At 45.1% G+C, this 21,393-nt stretch carries 13 protein-coding genes; 4 read left to right on the plus strand and 9 right to left on the minus strand.

Features of this window, described 5'->3' with window-relative positions; genetic code table 11:
* Positions 1-3: 3 nt before the first annotated feature.
* Both pheT and pheS read right to left on the minus strand, forming a co-directional pair.
* The gene (pheT, locus tag DVO77_RS00720) at positions 4-2,391 is read right to left on the minus strand and encodes a phenylalanine--tRNA ligase subunit beta (RefSeq protein ID WP_119976921.1); all 2,388 of its coding nucleotides are present in this window, start codon (positions 2,389-2,391) and stop codon (positions 4-6) included.
* 14 nt (positions 2,392-2,405) lie between these two features.
* Entirely contained in the window at positions 2,406-3,389 is a 984-nt protein-coding gene (gene pheS, locus DVO77_RS00725; protein ID WP_110458040.1) for a phenylalanine--tRNA ligase subunit alpha, read from the minus strand.
* Positions 3,390-3,755: 366 nt separating this feature from the next.
* Here pheS and DVO77_RS00730 point away from each other — a divergent pair, with 366 nt between their 5' ends.
* Positions 3,756-5,258, plus strand: a complete 1,503-nt coding sequence (locus DVO77_RS00730) for a methyl-accepting chemotaxis protein (RefSeq protein ID WP_119976922.1) — start codon at positions 3,756-3,758, stop codon at positions 5,256-5,258.
* Between the two features lie 125 nt (positions 5,259-5,383).
* On the plus strand, positions 5,384-8,035 hold the full coding sequence (locus DVO77_RS00735; protein WP_119976923.1) for a PAS domain-containing protein: 2,652 nt from the start codon (positions 5,384-5,386) through the stop codon (positions 8,033-8,035).
* Between the two features lie 350 nt (positions 8,036-8,385).
* Here DVO77_RS00735 and DVO77_RS00740 read toward each other — a convergent pair whose 3' ends face one another.
* From DVO77_RS00740 to topA, 5 genes are all read right to left on the minus strand, one after another.
* Positions 8,386-9,255 carry a putative ATP-dependent zinc protease gene (locus DVO77_RS00740; protein ID WP_119976924.1) on the minus strand — a complete coding sequence of 290 codons (870 nt, stop codon included), beginning with the start codon at positions 9,253-9,255 and terminating at the stop codon, positions 8,386-8,388.
* 67 nt (positions 9,256-9,322) lie between these two features.
* A complete protein-coding gene (locus DVO77_RS00745) occupies positions 9,323-9,694 on the minus strand; it encodes a SpoIIAA family protein (RefSeq protein WP_119976925.1) in 372 nt (123 codons plus the stop codon).
* Between the two features lie 231 nt (positions 9,695-9,925).
* The gene (locus tag DVO77_RS00750; RefSeq protein WP_110458045.1) at positions 9,926-10,273 is read right to left on the minus strand and encodes a DUF3802 family protein; all 348 of its coding nucleotides are present in this window, start codon (positions 10,271-10,273) and stop codon (positions 9,926-9,928) included.
* A 120-nt stretch (positions 10,274-10,393) separates the two neighbouring features.
* Entirely contained in the window at positions 10,394-10,969 is a 576-nt protein-coding gene (locus DVO77_RS00755; protein WP_239473305.1) for a YceI family protein, read from the minus strand.
* Between the two features lie 158 nt (positions 10,970-11,127).
* A complete protein-coding gene (topA, locus tag DVO77_RS00760; protein ID WP_119976926.1) occupies positions 11,128-13,785 on the minus strand; it encodes a type I DNA topoisomerase in 2,658 nt (885 codons plus the stop codon).
* 349 nt (positions 13,786-14,134) lie between these two features.
* On the opposite strand from topA, the gene astB reads away from it, so the two are divergent.
* Complete coding sequence (astB, locus tag DVO77_RS00765; RefSeq protein WP_119976927.1) at positions 14,135-15,472, plus strand: N-succinylarginine dihydrolase; 1,338 nt, start codon at positions 14,135-14,137, stop codon at positions 15,470-15,472.
* Positions 15,473-15,581: 109 nt separating this feature from the next.
* On the opposite strand, the gene DVO77_RS00770 is transcribed toward astB, so the two are convergent.
* Positions 15,582-18,035 (minus strand): hypothetical protein, encoded by a 2,454-nt coding sequence (locus DVO77_RS00770; RefSeq protein ID WP_119976928.1) that lies wholly within the window; start codon positions 18,033-18,035, stop codon positions 15,582-15,584.
* 235 nt (positions 18,036-18,270) lie between these two features.
* Here DVO77_RS00770 and DVO77_RS00775 point away from each other — a divergent pair, with 235 nt between their 5' ends.
* Positions 18,271-19,590, plus strand: coding sequence for a dicarboxylate/amino acid:cation symporter (locus DVO77_RS00775; protein ID WP_119976929.1), 1,320 nt, complete (start codon positions 18,271-18,273; stop codon positions 19,588-19,590).
* Positions 19,591-19,737: 147 nt separating this feature from the next.
* Here the strand turns inward: DVO77_RS00775 and DVO77_RS00780 are convergent, their stop codons facing one another.
* Complete coding sequence (locus tag DVO77_RS00780) at positions 19,738-21,042, minus strand: inosine/guanosine kinase (RefSeq protein WP_119976930.1); 1,305 nt, start codon at positions 21,040-21,042, stop codon at positions 19,738-19,740.
* Positions 21,043-21,393: the final 351 nt, after the last annotated feature.

Genomic DNA, 21,393 nt, shown 5'->3' on the forward strand with positions numbered 1-21,393 from the left:
CTTTTAATCCCTCAACAATGCGTTGAACTCTGACTTGAGTTCAGAAACTACTTTTTCAACCATCTCAGCAATTTCTTTTTCTTCAAGTGTACGAGCGTTGTCTTGTAGTGTAAGTGCTATCGCCAGACTCTTTTTGCCCGGTTCAACACCTTTACCTTGGTATACATCGAACAAGTTTAAGCCAACCAACTGATTTTCGCCAACTTTTCTTATCAAATTTATAACATTGCCCGCTGAAACCTGCTCATCAACAACAATGGCAATGTCTCTACGGTTTGCTGGAAACTTAGACACAGCCTGGGCTAGCGGTAAACTTGCATGCAATAAAGCGTCTAATTCAAGTTCAAAAATAATGGTTTTACCGTTTAATCCAAATGGCTTTTCTAAGCTCGGATGGACGGCACCAATGACACCTATGACGCGATCATTTCTTAATATTTCAGCACATTGCCCCGGATGTAATGCCGGGTGAGATGCTGATCTAAAAGTAAATTCTTCATCAGATACTGTCAAGCCGATAATGGCTTCTAGGTCACCTTTAAGGTCGAAAAAGTCGACCGTTTTAGATTCCATTGACCAATGTTCATCATTTTGGTTGCCTGAAATCACCGCTCCCAACATTGGTTGTTGGCGTACTTGAGACTCTGCCGTCTCATCTGGTACAAAGCGCAAGCCAGTTTCAAATAGACGCACACGGTTTTGCTGACGACTTTGGTTATACCCTACCGCGGTCAATAAGCCAGTAAACATCGACAAACGCATCGCTGACATCTCTACCGAAATAGGATTAGGCAAGATCATTGCCGGCGCATCAGGATGGATCAGGGCTTGCTGCTTAGGATCGACAAAACTATATGTCACCGCTTCTTGGAAACCACGCGCCACCAACATTGCCCGCACACGCTTTAAATCAATGTCAGATTCTTTATGATCTGGCATACGCAGCGCTGCTATTGGGGCCGTATTAGGGATGTTGTTGTAACCATAAATACGCGCCACTTCTTCGATAAGGTCTTCTTCAATCGCCATATCGAAACGGTAAGTCGCCGTGGTCACGTTCCAAGCGCCATCGATCGCCTCAACGATAAAACCTAATCGTTGCAGAATTTCAGTGACATCATTGTCAGCAATATGATGACCCAATACGCGATCAAGCTTACTGCGACGTAACGTAATGCTAACAGGCTTGGGCAAATGCTCATCGGATTTTGACTCAACCACTGGACCGGCTTCGCCGCCACAGATATCAAGTACTAGCCGCGTCGCTCTGTCCATCACTTTAGCTTGCAGCTCAGGATCGACACCACGCTCAAAACGATGTGATGAATCGGTATGTAAGCCTAAACGACGCGATTTGCCCATAATGGCCAGTGGCGCAAAGAAAGCACATTCAAGTAAAATGTCTTGTGTTTGCGCACCCACGCCCGATGCTTCACCACCAAAGACACCAGCCAACGCCAGTGCTTGTTGTTGATCGGCTATCACTAAAGTATCAGCCGGCACCGTAATTTCATTGCCATCAAGCAAGGTCAGTTTTTCTTCACCATCAGCCAAACGCACCACGATGTCACCGTTAAGCGTGGCTAAATCGAATGCATGCATTGGTTGACCAAACTCGATCAACACATAGTTAGTAATGTCGACTATCGGATCGATAGAACGAATACCACTGCGGCGCAGCTTCTCTTGCATCCATACTGGTGTTTGTGCTTTAACGTTGATGTTCTTAACCACACGGCCTAAGTAACGTGGGCATGCCGCAGGAGCTTTGTTATCAATAACAACCGCATCAGTAATCGTCGCAGTTACCGCTTCCCATGTTGGCTCGGTCACTGCTTGACGATTTAATACGCCGACTTCGCGAGCCAGACCTACCATACCTAAACAATCGGCGCGGTTAGCTGTTAAATCAACGTCAATCACGGCATCATCTAGATCTAGGTATTCACGAACATCGGTACCAATTGGTGCATCTAATGGTAGCTCGATAATGCCATCACTTTCGATATCGATACCCAGTTCGCCATAGGAGCACAGCATACCAAATGATGGCTGACCACGAAGTTTAGCCTTCTTAATTTTAAAGTCGCCCGGTAATACGGCGCCGACCATAGCCACGGCCACTTTCAGTCCTAAACGACAGTTAGGTGCACCGCAAACAATGTCGATCAACTCATCTTGACCCACATTAATTTTAGTCACGCGCAATTTATCGGCATCTGGATGTTGGCTACATTCGACCACTTCACCGATAATCACGCCAGAAAACTCACCTGCAACGGCGTCGATTCCATCGACTTCAAGACCTGCCATGGTAATTTGGTGAGATAATTCTTCTCGGGTCACACTTGGGTTAACCCATTCACGAAGCCAAGATTCGCTAAATTTCATTTTTACTCGCTCCGTTATTTGAATTGCTTAAGAAAGCGCAGATCGTTCTCGAAGAATGAACGCAAATCGTTAACGCCATAACGCAGCATAGATAAACGCTCAACTCCCATACCAAAGGCAAAGCCTTGATACTTTTCAGGATCAATTCCTACGCTGCGCAGCACATTAGGATGTACCATGCCGCAACCCAATACTTCTAACCACTTACCGTTTTTACCCATCACGTCGACTTCCGCTGAAGGTTCAGTGAAAGGAAAGTAAGATGGACGGAAGCGTACTTGTAAATCTTCTTCAAAAAAGTTACGCAAGAAATCGTGCAGGATCCCTTTTAACTCGGCAAAGTTTACCTGCTCATCAACCAGTAAACCTTCGACCTGATGAAACATCGGCGTGTGGGTTTGATCATAGTCATTACGGTAAACTCGGCCCGGAGAGATAATTCTCAGCGGCGGCTTTTCGTTTTCCATGGTACGGATCTGTACACCCGAGGTTTGAGTACGCAACATCAACTTAGGATTAAAGTAGAAGGTGTCATGATCGGCACGTGCCGGGTGATGCTCCGAAATATTGAGTGCATCGAAATTATGGAAATCATCCTCAATTTCAGGCCCCTGCTTGACGCTAAAACCCAGTTCACCAAAGAAAGTTTCAATACGTTCGATAGTTCGCGTAACTGGGTGTAGTCCACCATTGTCAATACGACGTCCTGGCAAGGTCACGTCGATACTTTCTGCCGCTAATTTGGCTTCAAGTTCGGCTGATTTCAGCCCGTCTATACGCTCAGATAACTTCTGCTGCACGGCTTGCTTAGCTTGGTTAACTGCTTGGCCAAAAGCAGGCTTCTCTTCTGCACTAAGCTTCCCCATCATTTTCATCATGTCGGTGATCTTACCTTTTTTACCAAGGTAATCGACACGAAGCTCATCGAGGGCTTTCAGATCATCAGTCCCTTCGATGGCCTGCAAGGCCTGTTCTACGATTTCTGTTAACTGTGACATCATCTCTTCCAGTACGCCCGCTCCCGAGTTCGAGAGCCAAGACTTTCTATATGCTGACTATTTATCTTGCGAAAATAGAAAAAGAGACAAATTTTACGTGAGCCTAAGCCGTTTGACTAGGGCTTATTTGCTATTTTTCCTTAGAGTTTCGCGGATCTAAGCTGCTGAGGCAGAAGGATAACGGGTTTTAAGATTAAAAATAGGGCTGAAATGCTGCCTATGGTGTGATCTTCCCCTGTAACCACAACAAAGACAAATGCGTACAAATAAACAACAAGCAGTCATTGCGAGTTGCATTTGCTATAAAGTAATTACAATTCAACCCGATAACATGGTTACCACTTTGCACCGCAAACGAGTATTTCGATGAAAGAAGTCAAGTTTAGATGGATAGACCAATACCTAATCCACATGAGCTTAAAAACAAAATTTACCGTTTTAGCCATTATTCCCATTATGACCCTCATTGGCTTAGCCCTGGTTTTATATGGGCTGTTCAATCATCAACTGAGCCAAAGTCATCAAGTCACTAGCATTAATAATGCACAGCAACTCGCCGATGCAATAGAGATCAGCTATCAACACATCCCGATAGAACAGCAATTAGCCTTCAAACGTGCCTTAGTTCAACAAGGTATCGCCACACCATCGGACTCGTTAACTGTCGATGTGGCGCGTATGGCGTCACAAGGCGGTGGCGTGAACCTTATCGATGACGACATTAACGCCTATAGCCGCATAACAGATAGCGGGCTTATCGCCCTCGTTCAGGTCAAGGATTTACGCCAGGCACTTGATTCGGCTAAACCCTATGTATTGACCACTTTAGTCGTGTTGACCCTAATCATCTTGATCGCTTGCTATTATATTTCAACCTTTGTTGGCGGCGCGCTCTACACCAGCGTAATGGCCCTAAAGCGCGCCGCCGATGGCGATCTCACCGGCCGGCTTAACTTCTTCGAAGTGAAAGATGAATTTAGCATCTTGGCAGTCAGCATAGATACCTTAGTTGAGCGTCAGCACAACCTTGTCCGTCAGCTATCACAAGCCAGTAACCAAATTCGTTCAGTGGTTCAAGACTTTAGGCAGACGGCCGAAGAAGGATTGCACTTGGCCGCGGGCCAACGTCAACATTTAGACTCACTCGCCACAGCGATGGAGCAGATGACAGCCGCAGTTAAAGAGGTGGCACATAACGCCGAGTTATCGTCGAGCGAAACCCAAGAAGCCAACCAACAAGTTGAGACGGGGTCTAAAGATATTGAGATTACCGTGGATGCAATTGGTGCGTTATCCAACGAGATTGGTGGCGCCTCACATGCCGTTAATGTGCTTAATGAGAATGCCAGCAAAATTGATGAAGTAGTGTCGACCATTAATGCGATTTCTGAACAAACAAACCTGCTGGCATTAAATGCCGCCATTGAAGCTGCTCGCGCCGGTGAACAAGGGCGAGGCTTTGCCGTGGTCGCCGATGAAGTGCGTACCTTGGCAGGGCGGACTCAAGCCGCTACCGTCGAAATTAAAACCATGATTGAAGCGTTACAAAGTGGCTCGCAAAATTTAACTCAAGTGATGCAGCGCACCGTGGCATTGGCGCAAAATGGGAAGCAACATGTACTCGATACCGGTAATGACTTGAAAGCCATCGCCCACCATAGTGAAAAGGTGTACGAGATGAGCGTCATGATCGCGACCTCTGCCGAACAGCAATCTGCGGTGGCTAACGAAATAGCCACAAACCTCATGGAAATACGCAATCAATCTCATGAGGTTGAGACATCGGCTAACCAATCTGTATCAGGTTGTGATGAATTACACGCCACCGCAGAGCAATTAGATCGGCTGCTCATCGGCCTAAACGTTTAATACCTAACCGACGCTAGCCTTATTAACTATAAGGCTAGCGCACTGTTTTGCTTTACTATTTAATCTCAGTCTGCTTTGATTAAACTCGATTATATCGCGTTGGGTAAAAGGAACTGCTACTGAAAATGGCTATTCACACTAAACACAATACAACAATGCGCAATACCCGATGGAAAAACAGCCTGACGGTTAAATTTACTTTCGTTCAATTTGTTGTTGCCGCACTCATCATAGCCTCCAGTACTTGGTTTATTTTTACCGCAGAAAAAAAGCATCATATCGACACCCAACTCTCCTTAAGCCAAAGCTATGCTCACGCTGTTATCGCTCAATTACAACAAGTGACCTCTAAAGTGGAAACTTTAGCCCGTTCACTCGGCACAGTCGGTGAAACTTACCAAGGTCAAGCTACACAAATTAATAAATTAATTCCGCCACTGCTGACGATGGAAGATGATCAGCAGCTGATTGTTAGCGGTGGCATTTGGCCTGAGCCGCAAAAAGCGTCAGGGGAAGCGTCATTAAATGGTTTTTTCTGGGCTAAAGATGACACCCAACATTTTCGGCAAGTTGATGGCTATAACCAAACGGGCGCAGGGCCAAGCTACGATAAAACGAGCTGGTATACTCCGGCGAAATATTTACAAGATAGTCATACCCATTGGTCGCAATCCTACATCGACCCTTACACCCAACAATTGATGATCACCGCCACCATCCCGATGCGCGTTAATCATCAATTTATCGGCGCCGCATCTGTGGATATGGCATTGAGCGGAATCGATAAACAATTTACTTTTTCAGATCAAAACCCGCTTTCTAAAGGTTATATTATCGCGTTAGATGCCTATAATAACCTGCTTAGCGATCCATTTAAAAACCACGCCAATGAATCACAACATTTAGGTAAATCCTTTACCAATTTAGTGAGCCATTACCCAGCTCTCGCCCCGCTTGGCGCGGCGATTGAACAGATGGATAAGCAGTTTTATCAACACGTCATGGCTAAACCGGCTTATCAAAGTGCACAGTTACAGCCATTACTTGACCACACAGCTAAGGCGCAGCATGACAGACTCGTGGCAGTTATCAATGCCTCGCTGCAACCTAAAGCCATTAAACAATCTGTGGTCACCTTAGAGCTTGACTCTGGTCCACTACTCAACAAACCCGTATTGATCTCGATCCTCACCATGGAAGAGACCTTATGGAAGATCATTCTAGTGACCCCTATCTCTGGGTTATCACAGCAAGCCAACGCAATCGCGGTGAAGGTAGGGGCGTTTCTGTTACTGTCACAACTGGTGGCATTGATCATTTTATTTATCTTTCAGCATAAGCTGTTTATTCGGCCTATCTTTCAAATATCATCAGCCTTACAAAGTGGCAATTTGGGCTGGTTGGCCCTCGATGCCAATGCACGTCAAGACGAAATTGGTCAGCTCGCGAAGGCCTTTGTCGCCCGCAGTAACCAATTAGAGATAGCCTACGCCAGCCTAGATGCCAGTAACCTTGCACTGGAGCAACAATTATCGATGCAACAACAGGCTCAAGCTGAGTTAGAAAATAAAAAAGAGCTGATTAATTCGCTGCTTAATGCATCCCAGAACCTAATTTGCATCAAAGACATGAGCGGTAGATACACCTTAGTCAATGACAAGTTTTGTGAAATATTAGGCTTAGAGCGCGAGCAGATACTGGGCGCAAAAGACAGTGATATTTACCCACCACATATTGCAGAGATAGTGGCACACCATGATGCCATTATTAAAAATAATGACAACGCGCAGAGCTTCGAGCAACCCATACCCACCATACATGGTGAGTTAACCTATTTAGTGACTAAGTACCCTATCAACGACGCCGACGGAAATCTCATGGCTTTGGGCGCCATGGCAATGGATATCAGTAGTTTAAAATCACGCCAGCTAGAACTAGATACGCGCATTCAAATACTAGCCCAACAAAATGCACAGTTACAACAAGCGCTCAATTTGGCGCAGCAACAGAGTCAATTACAGGCAACGGCCACAACCGCTAATCGCCACAACTTTGCAGCGAATAACTCATCCATTGCAACGGCTAATAGCGAACACGAGCAACAACAGCTCTTATTGCACTTAGTGCAGCAACTTAATAAGCAACAATTAATTGCACTCGAGCATCTATTTACTCGGCTGCAAAGAATCGCTACCGGCGCGACTAATCAAAACGGCACAAACGAGCACCTAATAGACGAGTTAGCCGAGCAGATTGATATCTTACGTCATACGCAACCACTACTGCTTAACGAGCATCAAGAAACAAAATCCATCCAGATCGAACAATATTTACAAGATATGTTGGCGATGCTTGCACCGCAACTGAAACAGAAACAAGTGCAGTGGCAGGTAAACAGCGAGCAATCACTGGCGGTGTCTCTGCCCTCTTGGCACCTGTTTTATCTAAGTTACCGCTTAATCAATAACACACTAGTACACGCTTTCCCCAATGAAGTCCCTTTCGACAATCCAAAAACGTTACATCTTGCTGTGAGCTACCAAGAGGGCAAGCTCACCATCACACTGCGCGATAATGGTATTGGTCTCTCGAGCAGTGCCTTAACTAAATTACAAGCACAACTGACTAACCATGAAGGTTATGGCACCTTAATAGCACTTAACCGTTGGTTAGCCACCCATTATGAGGGCGAAATAAGTATCACATCGCTGGCCCGCCAATTTACTGAGATACGTTGCCAGATCCCCTTGAGTGGCCAGCAAATACATTGCAGTTAATATTGCTCAACTCAGCCATAAACAGGGATAAGCCATATGACTAGGCAAGCGGCTTAAGGCTTACATTTCGTGATAACTGCTGCTATTAGCTATTTTTGTAGTAGCGTAGACCCGCTGAAACAAGCACTGACAGCTTAAGCTTTGGCAAGGGAGGCTGTTCTGACTCTGATTGACACCGAAATAATTTAACGAATAAACATGAGGTTAAAGTTGAGCTGCGGCAGTTAGCGTATCGATAAGCATTTAAAAGCGATCTGGATTGATAACTATAATATCGACAGGCAAAAAATAGGCGCACAAATGGCGCCCAAGCTAGTCAACGTTAAACTGTCTACCGTCATGAAAGTATACTAGCGCGAGACATCGACCATATAATGCCCCTGCAACCAATTGCGCCCAATAAGCAGTTTATTGGTCATTTTTGAGCGATCACGTAAATTCACCTTGGTTTTATACTCTTTACCTGGCTCGCCCACGTTAAGCTCAACCATATAGCGGATCTCGCTGCCTTGGGCGTTTCGAATCAATGATGTTTCCACGATGCGGCTACGCACCCGCTGTCTTTCACCCTGCTCATTTTCAGTGGTGAAAGCTATCATCTTACCGACATTTTTTTCCATATCTTCGACGCCGCCTTCAATCTTAAGATCAACAGCATGCAGTGAATTTTCAACCGCTCCCGTATCAATACGAGTCTTATACCCTAATCCTGCCTCCACGATATTAATCGTTGCCACTGGGCCTATCAGCTGCTTTTCAGCAACATCAACAATATAGTGATCTTTAAGCCAATTACGACCAACCAGTAAACGGTAATCCATATGGCTACGATCGCGCAGGTTCACTTTCACTTGACGCTCCTTGCCATCGAAACCAACGTTTAATGACACCATGTAGCGCGTTTCTCTTCCCTGTGAATTTTTCACTGTGGACACTTGGATAATTTTGGCACTTAAACGCCGTGCTTCACCGGCTTCATTTTGTGTCGTAAACCAAAGGGTTTTGCCGATGTTATCTTTCATTTTGGCCGCGCTACCACCTTCAATCTCTAGATCGATGGCATGTAATGAGGTATTTGCCGCTCCCGTGTCCATGCGTGCATCGTAGATGAGGCCCACCTCTTCAACAGATAATTGAGCCGTTTGTCCAATGATCTCTTTTTGTGCACCCCAGCTTGGCATGGTAAGCAAGACGGCACAAAAACAAATGACTTTAAGCATCTAACACCTCATCTCTAATCAATTAAAAAGCCGACAATTTGAGTCGGCTTAATGGCAATGTATTATTTTATTCGATCACCTCGTGGTCGGTTAACCACTTACGCGCTGCATCCCGATTGTCACGCTCAAAGACTTTAACAGGACAAGGCACCATGCAGGCTAGCACTGAAGCCATACGTGCATCACGCCCAGTGATAATGACAACTCGTGAAAAATCAGTCAAATGAAAAAACGCTAATTTTGCATCATCCCAAAGTGTCTCAACCGACACTCCTTCAAAGTGTTCATCCAACTCATACCACAGCTTAATCGTTGCATGATCTTTTAACTTGGTTTCGATAGCAGGCAATAACCGTTGATTATAATCATCACTAGTCAGTACGCCATCCACCTTCATTGCTATCACTTCATGACTGAACCCATCGAGTAACTCGATCATTGCCTACTCCTTGTCTAATCAAGTGCCGATTAAATGGCCCTATTCGATAAATGCCGATGCAAAGAGCAACCGGCAATAACCACTGACTTATGGCGAAGATTAACGTCTTCTACAAGGTCAAAAACTCATGGTGTCTTGCCTTTAGCAACCTCTCACGCAGCGGTGCTACATTGACAAATCATTGTTTGGTCAGTTTATCAGGGATTGGTAAGGCAAGCCGCTCAAAGGACATTACTGTAACTTTGCAATTTCTTGGTCAAATAAATTTTTGATTAAGCCTGAAAACTCAGTGATAAACAGCGTTTGCTCAGAGGTGGCATTATGATGCGCAACTTTAGCCAAAATCTCTTCTAGATCATAGACAATCGCATCGACTTCTCGTATGACGGTATTACGCTGAGCAAAGGTTAATGCAGGGTTTTGACCACACACCATAATAATCTGCGCCGCAAGCTGCTCTTCAAACAGCTCCATCACAGTGTCGCCGCCAATTATGGTGCTATCTGACGACTCAAAAAGCCCCAGATGCTCGGTGAGATATTGTATGAGATGGATATATCCGTCTTTATCTGTAACCATGATTCGCCTTAACAAACATTAATTGAAGAGCATGTTCTCACCCATGCTCTTAAATTCGGTAATTGCCGCTATTATGGTACAAATCGCGTAGTCAGTCTCGTCTAAAGTGCACGTTTTTAGTTAACGGTTTAAAGTTAACACAAATGATACTGGCACGGCTTGGCTAATAGCGCTTAAGCCGGCGAGTTCGCGTAGCTTCTCGACCCCTGCTGCTAAGTCGAAATCGGCGGCATTGATGATAAGAGGCATTTCACTGGTAACTAACAGCGTGTTTTGATTCAGTTTGGCAACCCGCACCGTAATATCTAACGCTTTAGATTGACCGTGCAACATAACCTTAGCAGGGATAGCCATGGTGTCCATGCTGCCCACCGCCAGCTTATCTACCGTCTGAGCATCAATAGCGGCGGTTAATGACAAGGTTGGAAACTGCGCTGTTTCAAATAATACCTGCTTCATGCGCTCATCACGGATATCGATATTGGTCCATACACTGGTTAATGGAATCGATAAAGAAAAATCGCCATTAGCAGCTAACTCACCGGTGATCTGAGTAAACTTATGGATCTCTGCAATATCGCCATTTTTAAACGACATAAAATTGACCACTGAATCTTGATTATTCACTTGCCAATTTGAGGCAAACACACTCAGGCTCATAACGGCGGCCCATATACCTAATAATACTGTTTTCATTTCACGCTCCATTGAGTTAGCTGTAATTCCATTAACCAATATCAAGCTATTACACTGATGGTTATTTCTATATTAGCCTATTATAAAATGCGTTGAAGCGCGAAATTAATCGCCATAAAAAAAGCCCTAACAAGGTTAGGGCTTTTTATTATCGCAAGCTATTTTGCTTTTGGCTTAGCCTTGGGTTTCGCTTTAGGCTTGGCCTCTGTCACCCATTTACCATCGATATATTTAGCGGTCCAACCTGTAGCCTTACCATCAACTTCGGTAGCCACATACTGCTCTTTGGTCTTACGACTAAAGCGCACGAACGCCTTATTCCCGTCATCATCTGTCACTGGAGCATCGGCAAGATACTGATACTTAGGCCATAATAGTTCGCGGTATTTAACCAACTCTTCGACTAAGGGAGCACGAGTTTCACGTGATTTAGGGAAAGTACTGGCCGCCATAAAAATACCCGCTGCACCATCACGTAATACAAAGTAGCCATCGGACTTAGTACACTTAAGATCGGGTAGATGAATCGGATCTTCTTTTGGTGGCGCCGCTTCACCGCTTTTAAGCAGTTTACGGGTATTTTTACATTCGCTATTAGTACAACCGAAATATTTACCAAATCGGCCGTTTTTAAGCTCCATGTCATTACCGCAGCGGTCACACTCTAAGATAGGACCTTCATATCCTTTAATCTTAAATTGGCCCTGTTCGACTTCATAGCCGTCGCACATAGGGTTATTACCGCACACATGCAACTTACGCTTCTCATCAATTAAGTAGCTATCCATGGCTGTGCCACAGACACCACAGCGATGTTTGGCCCGCAGCGCATCCGTCTCGGCATCTTCGCTGTTTTCACTCACCGCCTCTTCACCCGGGGTCAAGTTCATGGTGGTTTTGCAACGCTCTTTAGGCGGCAAGGCATAACCAGAACATCCCAAGAACACCCCGGTAGTGCCTGTGCGGATACCCATAGGACGCTGACAAGTTGGGCATTGAATATCAGTTAGCACCATCTCGTTAGGACGCATGCCGCCCTCTTCTGGTGGTAACTCGGCTTTTTCTAATTGCGCCGTTAAATCTTTGTAGAAGTTGTCGAGTACTTTTTTCCAATCAAGCTGGCCTTGGGCCACGTTATCGAGCGTTTGCTCCATGCCCGCGGTAAAGTCGTAACTCATTAACTCTTCGAAACTGCCCACGAGGCTTTCGCTCACGATTTCACCCATTTTCTCGGCGTAGAAACGACGATTTTCCACCTTGACGTAACCACGGTCTTGGATGGTTGAGATGATCGTGGCATAGGTCGATGGACGACCAATTCCGCGTTTTTCTAACTCTTTCACCAGTGACGCTTCGCTGTAACGCGCGGGCGGCTTGGTGAAATGCTGTTTGGGTAGTAACTCTTCGAGCGCCAAATTGTCACCTTTGGCAACAAACGGCAAGGTGTTATCTTCTTCGTTTTTCTTCTTGATGGCGGTTTGTACGCGCGTCCAACCATCAAATTTAAGCGTACGACCAGTCGCCTTTAATTCATAATCGGCAGCCGATACGGTTAAGCGAGTAGCATCGTATTTAGCAGGTGTCATCTGACAAGCCACAAACTGACGCCAAATCAGCTCATAAAGACGCTGAGCATCACGCTCCATGTCCGAAAGGCTCGCAGCCGTCACTTTTACGTTGGAGGGGCGAATCGCTTCGTGGGCCTCTTGTGCGCCTTCCTTGCTACCGTATCGAATCGGGGCTTCGGGTAAATACTTATCACCAAAGTCATTGGCGATCATTTCCCGAACATTATCTAACGCTTCTTGACTCAAGTTGGTTGAATCGGTACGCATATAAGTAATATGACCAGCTTCATAGAGACGCTGCGCCATCATCATGGTTTTCTTGACGCCAAAACCCAATCGGGTGCTCGCCGCTTGTTGCAAGGTCGAAGTAATATAGGGCGCAGACGGTTTACTCGACGTGCCTTTGTCCTCACGATCGCTCACCACAAAAGTGGCACCAGATAAGGCCGCCACCGCCGCCATGGCTTGGGCTTCATTTACCGGATTGAAGGCATCGCCTTTGTACTTATTGACCTGCATTTTAAGCGATTCATTACTGAGCGTGTTTAGCTGAGCATGAATGTCCCAAAATTCTTCTGGCACAAAGGCTTTAATTTCGCTTTCGCGTTCAACCACTAAGCGAGTCGCAACCGATTGCACACGACCCGCAGATAAGCCTCTGGCCACTTTTTTCCACAACAGCGGCGATACCATAAAGCCAACAACACGGTCGAGGAAGCGACGTGCTTGTTGAGCATTAACCATATTGGTATCTAGACTGGAGGGATGGCTGAAGGCCTCTTGAATGGCAGTTTTGGTGATCTCATTAAACACAACGCGCTGATAGCGCGCCGGATCCCCACCAATCACTTCTTGTAAATGCCAGGCGATCGCCTCTCCTTCTCTATCCAAATCGGTTGCGAGAAAGATATGGTCGGCATTTTCAGCAAGAGATTGTAATTCTTTGACGACTTTTTCTTTACCGGGCAGAATTTGATACTGGGCTTTCCAGCCATTTTCAGGATCTACCCCCATGCGAGCGACGAGAGCTTGCTTGGCTTTTGCGGCTTTATAAATTGCCTTTTCTTCAGGAGACATCTTGCGCACTTCAGCGGGCGTTTTCGTCAAAGACTTCGCCTCACTGGTGGAAGATGTTGGTAGGTCACGAATGTGCCCCACACTCGATTTCACGATGTAATCTTTGCCGAGATATTTATTAATAGTCTTGGCTTTGGCCGGTGATTCGACAATAACTAGCGATTTACCCATAGAATGATCTGCGCCAAAAAGTCTCAAAATTCTGTAAATTGGCTCCATATATAGAGTGTTGTACTCCGAGTTTCAAGCAAATCCCTGTTTTATTTGTCACAGACAGCCAATTTTTAACCATTTCTTAAAAAAATGTAAAAAATAATATTTCGCCATAACATGCTAATTTTCCATTATTGTGCACTCATAAGTGATACTTATGCACTTATAACCCTATCGACACTCACATGCCCAAAGTGGCAACTTGTTAAGCACGTCACCTTACGTATACTGGTGCCCAAATTCAGCAAATCATCAAGTACCGTATTAATGGTTTGCCTACAATAATAATGATATTGAAGGAATGGGAATGAAGCATTACGAAGCGAATTTTGATGGACTCGTTGGACCAACACACAACTATGCAGGCCTCTCCTTTGGCAATGTCGCCTCACTAAACAATGCCGCATCGACCTCAAGTCCAAAGTCGGCCGCTAAACAAGGCTTACTGAAAGCCAAAGCACTTGCAGATATGGGAATGGTTCAAGGCATGCTGGCCCCTCAGGAGCGACCAGACCTACATACACTGCGTCGAATTGGTTTTTCCGGCAGCGATGCACAAGTATTAAGTAACGCGGCTAAGCAAGCCCCTGCGGTCCTTAGAGCATGTTGTAGCGCATCCAGTATGTGGACGGCAAATGCGGCCACTGTCTCGCCCAGTGCCGATACCCACGATGGTAAGTTACATTTTACTCCCGCTAACTTAGTCGATAAATTACACCGCAGCATAGAACCAATCACCACAGGCAACATTCTTAAGGCCACATTTAATAACTCTCGCTATTTTAGCCACCACCAACATCTACCAGAACATGCCAGTTTTGGTGATGAAGGCGCGGCTAACCATACCCGTTTATGCAGTGAATATGGTCATGCTGGGCTCGAGCTTTTTGTCTACGGCCAAGAAGCGACCAACCCTTTAGCGGCCAAGCCCAAGCTTTTCCCTGCTAGGCAAACCTTAGAAGCGTCACAAGCGATAGCACGCTTACACCAACTCGATGATGACAGCGCGGTATTTATCCAGCAAAATCCTGATGTGATTGATCAAGGGGTGTTTCATAACGATGTCATCGCCGTGGGTAACCAAAATGTACTGTTTTATCATCAACAAGCGTTTGTCGACACTCAAGCGAAAATCGCCGAGATCCAGCGTAAATTTAATGGTCAAGAGTTGCACTTTATTGAGGTGCCCACTGCCAAGATCAGCATTGACGATGCGGTTAAAAGCTACCTTTTTAATACTCAAATCATTACGTTACCCAGTGGTGAGATGGCCATTATTGCACCTACAAATTGCCAAGATAATCCAGCGGTTGCAGCTTACCTTGATGAGGTCGTTGCCTTAGGCACCCCCATTAAGCAGGTGCATTACTTCGATGTGAAGCAGAGTATGCAAAATGGCGGTGGCCCAGCTTGCCTGCGTTTACGTGTGGCCATGAATGAGATGGAAGTGGCGGCCGTAAACCAGCATACATTAATGAGTGATGCACTTTTTGCTCGCCTTAATCTCTGGGTCGATAAGCATTATCGTGATGAGCTGGCCGTTGATGATCTTGCCGATCCCCAGCTTGTTATCGAATCGCGTACCGCCCTTGATGAGCTAACGCAAATTATGAAACTGGGTAGTGTGTATCAATTTCAAAAATAAACTAAAACTTGAATCCTTAATAATCAATAAAAAAGCGCACGTTGAAGTGCGCTTTTTACTGACTTTACTGTCCCTTTAACTGAACTTGATGAGCTTCAGCCTATGCTATCTAGTGAATAATCACAGGGATGGTAGCCACTTGACTTAGTTTTCCTTTCGGTGTGACAGCCTCAATCACTAATGTTCCAGAATCAGCTTGATCAGCGCCTTTAATCACCACGCTGTAAATACCCGCACGATTATCGTTAGTCGATTCGACAGTAAACTCACCTTTACTCGCAAGGCTGCCCGCTGACGGTGTAAAGGTTATCTTAGTACCTGCTGGTAAAGGCTGATTATGCAAATCGCCAATAATGATGGATACGCCACCGGTTGATTTGCCGATAATATCTAAGGTCTGGTTATCATTAAATCCGTCACATGGATCCGCTACGTTTTTGTCATCGATGCAGCTATCTTCGATAACTGGTGTCGATGACACCGCATCACTACCAGCCATCACTAAGACAATCGATGCACGCACATTGAGTGACTTTTTAACGCTTGAACAGCCATCGTGCCCGTCGCCATTAGCATCTAACGTACATAGACTGCCGTTATATAAGTTATCAGCAATATCAAATACCTTGTTATTGTTAAAATCAACAAAGGTCTCTGCGTCACCACCCGCTTCACCGGTAAATCTTGGGTTAAACAATGAGTCTTCATTATGATCGACAAATGCCTCATCTAGATCATAAGGTTTACCTGAAACATTAAGCTTGGTTCTAAAATTGACGACTTCATTGGCATCGAAGCGACCATTACCATTGAGATCAGGAAACGACTCTTCACCAATGGCTCTGGCTAAAATGGTTACCCGTCCACCATAGGGCTGACCAATATCTGCATCTAGAGATGGCTCTTGAGCCAAATCGAATAAGGTTTTACCTGTAGGTCTTGGGTTTTGGCTGGTCCATTTAACCGAGCATACACCATTGACAGTGACACATGACGGATCAATGACACCGCCTTCTGCGGTAAAGGTCACGGCGGTACCATCTGGCACAGGGTTATTAAAGGCATCGGCTAAGCGCGCCGTCACATTCACCTCAACACCGTCATAATCCCACCCCTCAGGATTCAGGTTATCGGCAGACAGAGAAAAACTGTCTTGATCTGGTAACCCAGTTGAGACAACCAATAGTTTAGATTGGCTCGATATTTCAGGCGAGCTACCATCCACAATCGCGGTGACTCTGACTGATGTAGACACCGTACCTGAATTAACCACTGTCTGAGCGATACCTTGAGCATTAGTAGTTGCAAAATCAGGATCTAATTCCACATTACCAGTATCGGTATTTAAAGAGAAAAGAACCTTTTGATTACTGACGGGAATACCGTTTTTATCTGATACTTTAAATTTGACTGTTGAGGACTCAACCCCACCGGTACCTTTAAGATTAATCACCTCTGGCAAGGCTTCGACAAATGCAATACTGCCGACACTTGCAGGCAACACATTCACCAAAGCACTGGCTGAAAGTGATTTCCCTCCCACATTAGCACTGACATTTATCGCATCATCTCCCACACACCCTTTAGCCAAATAGGTCGTGGTTGCCACGCCATTGATCGCCAATACCGGTGAGCTAATTTCAGCTTCTGCTTTAGTTGAACATGTAGATGAAAAATTCACTTCCACAGGCTCAGTAAATACGGCTCCAGTATCATTTTGCAGTGATACTGAAATGCTGGCCGTACCACCGGCTGAGACTTCAGCTGGCGAAACTGAAGCGACACCAGCTTGAAACGGTGTGCCACTGCCCATCTCAACATTGGTTGCACCGATTTTAAAGACTAAATCCGCTTTTTCACCAGACAATAAGGTCGCCGTCGCAGTACCTGCACTAGGTGTGGTGCCAGCTAAAATTTGCACATAAGCTTTACCATTGTCGGTGGCAGCGGTATCGATCGGGATCTCACCCAAGGTGCTGGAAAACTGTACAATCGCTGTTTTAGAGATACCAGATACGCTTGCCACCAAATAACCAGATGATAATGATGAAATAGTGTCGATAGACTTTTGAGTGGCAGGATCGTCAACTAAAATGAGGGATATTTGAGCACCATCGGTTGGTGCTCCGCCATCTCCCAATGTATTAAAGGAGACCAATGCCGTTACAGTCCCCCCATTGGTAGGATTATAAGTGGCAGTCACACTGCCTGAACCCAATTTATCACCTGGTAATACATCAACAGTAACCTGCCCTGCGCTATCGGATACCCCACTATCAGGTGTTAACGCCCCCTCACCTTCAAGGGTAAATACAATACGCCCACCAGATAGTGAACTACCATTTTTGGACAGTGTGGCTTTTAATTTACCTGGTGTGGCATTAGAAATATCGTTAATGACCTGTCCAGTCGCATCCGTCAACACTAATGTCAGGCTATAAACATCATCAACAGCCGGAGGTGTCCCTCCGTCCGAGCCACCATCAGTGCCGCCCCCACCACTACAAGCTACGATAAAAAACAAAAAGAAATATGAGGTAAAAACTTTATACGCTGACTTCAGTGTCAGACTCCCTGTTACTCAATTCATCTATAATTATTACTGCTAACATAAGCGCGTTACTTGCGGCTACAGATAGCAAAACACCATTGTAACCACTGGGATATAATTAGCACTTATTTTTTACAAAACAAACTCAAACAGGTAACTTAAATAAAATCAATCTAGCCAGTTACACGTTTTGTCTTACTTGGCTTTATAAATAAATGAGAAGTATAAAAATAATACAGGACACACTATGGCGCAAACTCAACAAAAGAAGCTTGGTTTAACCGGTAAGATACTCATTGGTATGGGGACAGGGATTTTATTTGGCTTACTTCTTCGCAACTTATTTCCCGAAAGTCAGTTTCTTCAAGATTATATTACTGATGGGATCTTAAATGTTATTGGCACTATCTTTATCTCCAGCTTACAAATGCTTGTCGTTCCCTTGGTATTTATCTCACTGGTCTGTGGTACCTGCTCGTTAAGCGAGCCCTCGACTCTAGGACGTCTGGGAGGAAAAACCATCGCGTTTTACTTATTTACCACCGCTATAGCGCTGAGTATGGCGATTATTATTGCGCTGCTTATTCATCCGGGTAATGCCTCTTTGGCGGCAGAAAATATGCAATACAGCGTCAAGGAAGCGCCCAGCCTTGCCAATGTATTGATCAACTTAGTTCCTCGTAATCCAATACAAGCCATGACTGAAGGTAACATGCTGCAAATTATTATCTTTGCCGTTATTTTTGGTTTTGCGGTTGCCCACATTGGTGAAAGAGGTAAACGGGTTGCGGCATTATTTACCGACTTAAACGAAGTGATCATGCGTGTTGTAACCTTAATTATGCAACTCGCACCTTATGGTATTTTTGCCTTAATGGCTAAATTGGCCTTAACCCTTGGTATAGAAACGTTCGAAAGTGTTGTTAACTACTTCTTTGTGGTATTGGGCGTATTGCTAATTCATGCTTTTGTTGTTTACCCCACTTTACTAAAAGCCTTCTCTGGCTTAAGCCCACTGTTATTTATTCGCAAAATGCGCGATGTACAACTGTTTGCATTCAGTACAGCCAGTTCAAATGCAACACTGCCCGTGACCATTGAAACCTGTGAACATCGTCTTGGTGTTGACAATAAAGTGGCATCCTTTACTTTGCCATTGGGCGCAACCATCAACATGGACGGTACGGCGATTATGCAAGGCGTGGCGACCGTATTTATCGCGCAAGTTTTCGGTATCGATTTAACCATCACCGATTATGCCATGGTCGTCGTCACCGCAACCCTGGCCTCCATCGGTACTGCAGGCGTGCCTGGTGTGGGCTTAATCATGCTCGCTATGGTACTTAATCAGGTGGGTCTACCAGTTGAAGGAATAGCGCTCATTATGGGGGTCGATCGTCTTTTAGATATGGTACGAACGGCCGTCAACGTAACTGGTGATTCAGTGGCAACATTGGTGATTGCAAAATCAGAAGGCGCATTTAACGAAGTGGTGTTTCACGATACCCAAGCCGGTAAAACCACTGGCAGCTTTGTTGACCAAGTCAATTACGAAGCCAAAGAGTGAGGCCATGATACTCGCGATAACAAGTGATAAACTTACAGGGTAAATCATTGATAAAAAGGTATATATTGGAACCTCAACATATCACCAAGCCTAACGGCAACAAAGGCGTCCATTGGACGCCTTTGTTGACAATCACCCTTCTGGGATTTAGCGTTCCCAGTAAGCTTCTTCTAAGCTGTCTTCTTTTTCTGGTAAGCCACGAGAAAGGCGTGGGCTGTGCTGGGCGAGCACCTCATAAGCCACACGATTAGCGTATTTACAGACCTGGGAAAATGAGGAGTAACATAACCCGTCTCGTTTGTGTTTACTCGAACCTGGCACGTTAGCTTTATGATAGGTGTTTGAGGCCAAATCATGCAGCAATGCAGCCAAGGCTCCATCACCGGCACCGTTAGTATTGCGGATCACTTCAGGCCCGCCCATATAAGGTGGAATATGAGCAAACACCTTAATTGGGGTATCACAATCGTTTTTAAGTTTGGGTCTAGAAAACTCATAACGATTAAACTCAGGAATGATGCCAGGTAGCAAGGTATGACTGGTTTCTCGTTTCTCTGAATCTTCGGTATAGCCCGCCATATACAAGCCTAGTGGGCCAGCTGTGGTTAACACTAAATCACACCACTCTAATGCGGCATCACTAGCACTTAACGGATCACGACAACCAGTTAACGCTTCACCTTCATCTTCATTCATCGCCAAAATAGAAACATTTTCTTTGATAAAATTAATCCACCATTGTGGATCTTCCTCAATTAAAAAGCGCGTTCCTAATGTCAATACCACTGGGACATCGGCCTCTTTGGCGTATTTAATGGCTGTTAACGCTGCATCAGTTATCTGATCACCACCGCTGGCGCGCATCAAATAAGCCGTTAACACTAACGCCGATGAGCTCTGTACCACCTCTTTATCGATAAACTCTGGGGTCAACTTATCCATAGCCCCCTTACTGATGGCAAAGGTGCGCTCACCACAAGCAGAGATCAAAGTAAAACAGCGGCCAATAGGGCCATCAACGGGTTGTAAATAATTGAGGTCAACTTTTGAAGAGGTGTTACAGAGGTAACGATAAGCATAACTGCCCACTTCAATATTGTTGCTCATGACCCCAAATAACACCGAGCGATCGTCAGCTAAGATAGAGTAGTTGTGAACGGTATTGCCAATGGTACCGCCGGCAAACTCGTCACTTATCATGTTTGATTGCTTGAGTTCGATATAAAGTTGTTGCGCCTTCTCATCGTTAATAAGTGTGGAATTACCTTTGGGCAATCCATAGCGGCTAAGCAACTCATCTTCGACTTTGGCTTCGATATCAACCAAGGTTTGATCAATACCACTGATATGGGTAGTAATATGTTGTGGCTGCAGGGTTAACTGCGCTAATAATGGATCGCGATTTTTTACTGGAAAGTAATGCTTAGACTTACGTTGACCAGGAAACTTCATACCTAACTCACTTGTGCCGCATCCATGCAAAATCAAATTGAAGTAAATAGTAAACCAGACCCTCTTAATTCACTATTTACAGAACCGTGTCAATGAAAATGACGACAGCCCTTACCCTACTAAAATGGCGGCAGATTCTACCATATAAAATACGACTAAGCAGTGATTTATACGCCTGTAATGACATTGAATGCGTATTCAAACAAGCCAAGTCCATGACGACCGCGTCAACATACATCATCCACAGGCTGTTTATACCAGATGAATACTGCTGAGCTTAATGTGTTAGCACTGGCGCGCTGAGGCGATATCATCAATGAGGACAGCTAAATGGCCAATGCATTCTAAAAC

Source organism: Shewanella algidipiscicola (assembly GCF_003605125.1).
GTDB classification, from domain to species: Bacteria; Pseudomonadota; Gammaproteobacteria; order Enterobacterales; family Shewanellaceae; genus Shewanella; species Shewanella algidipiscicola.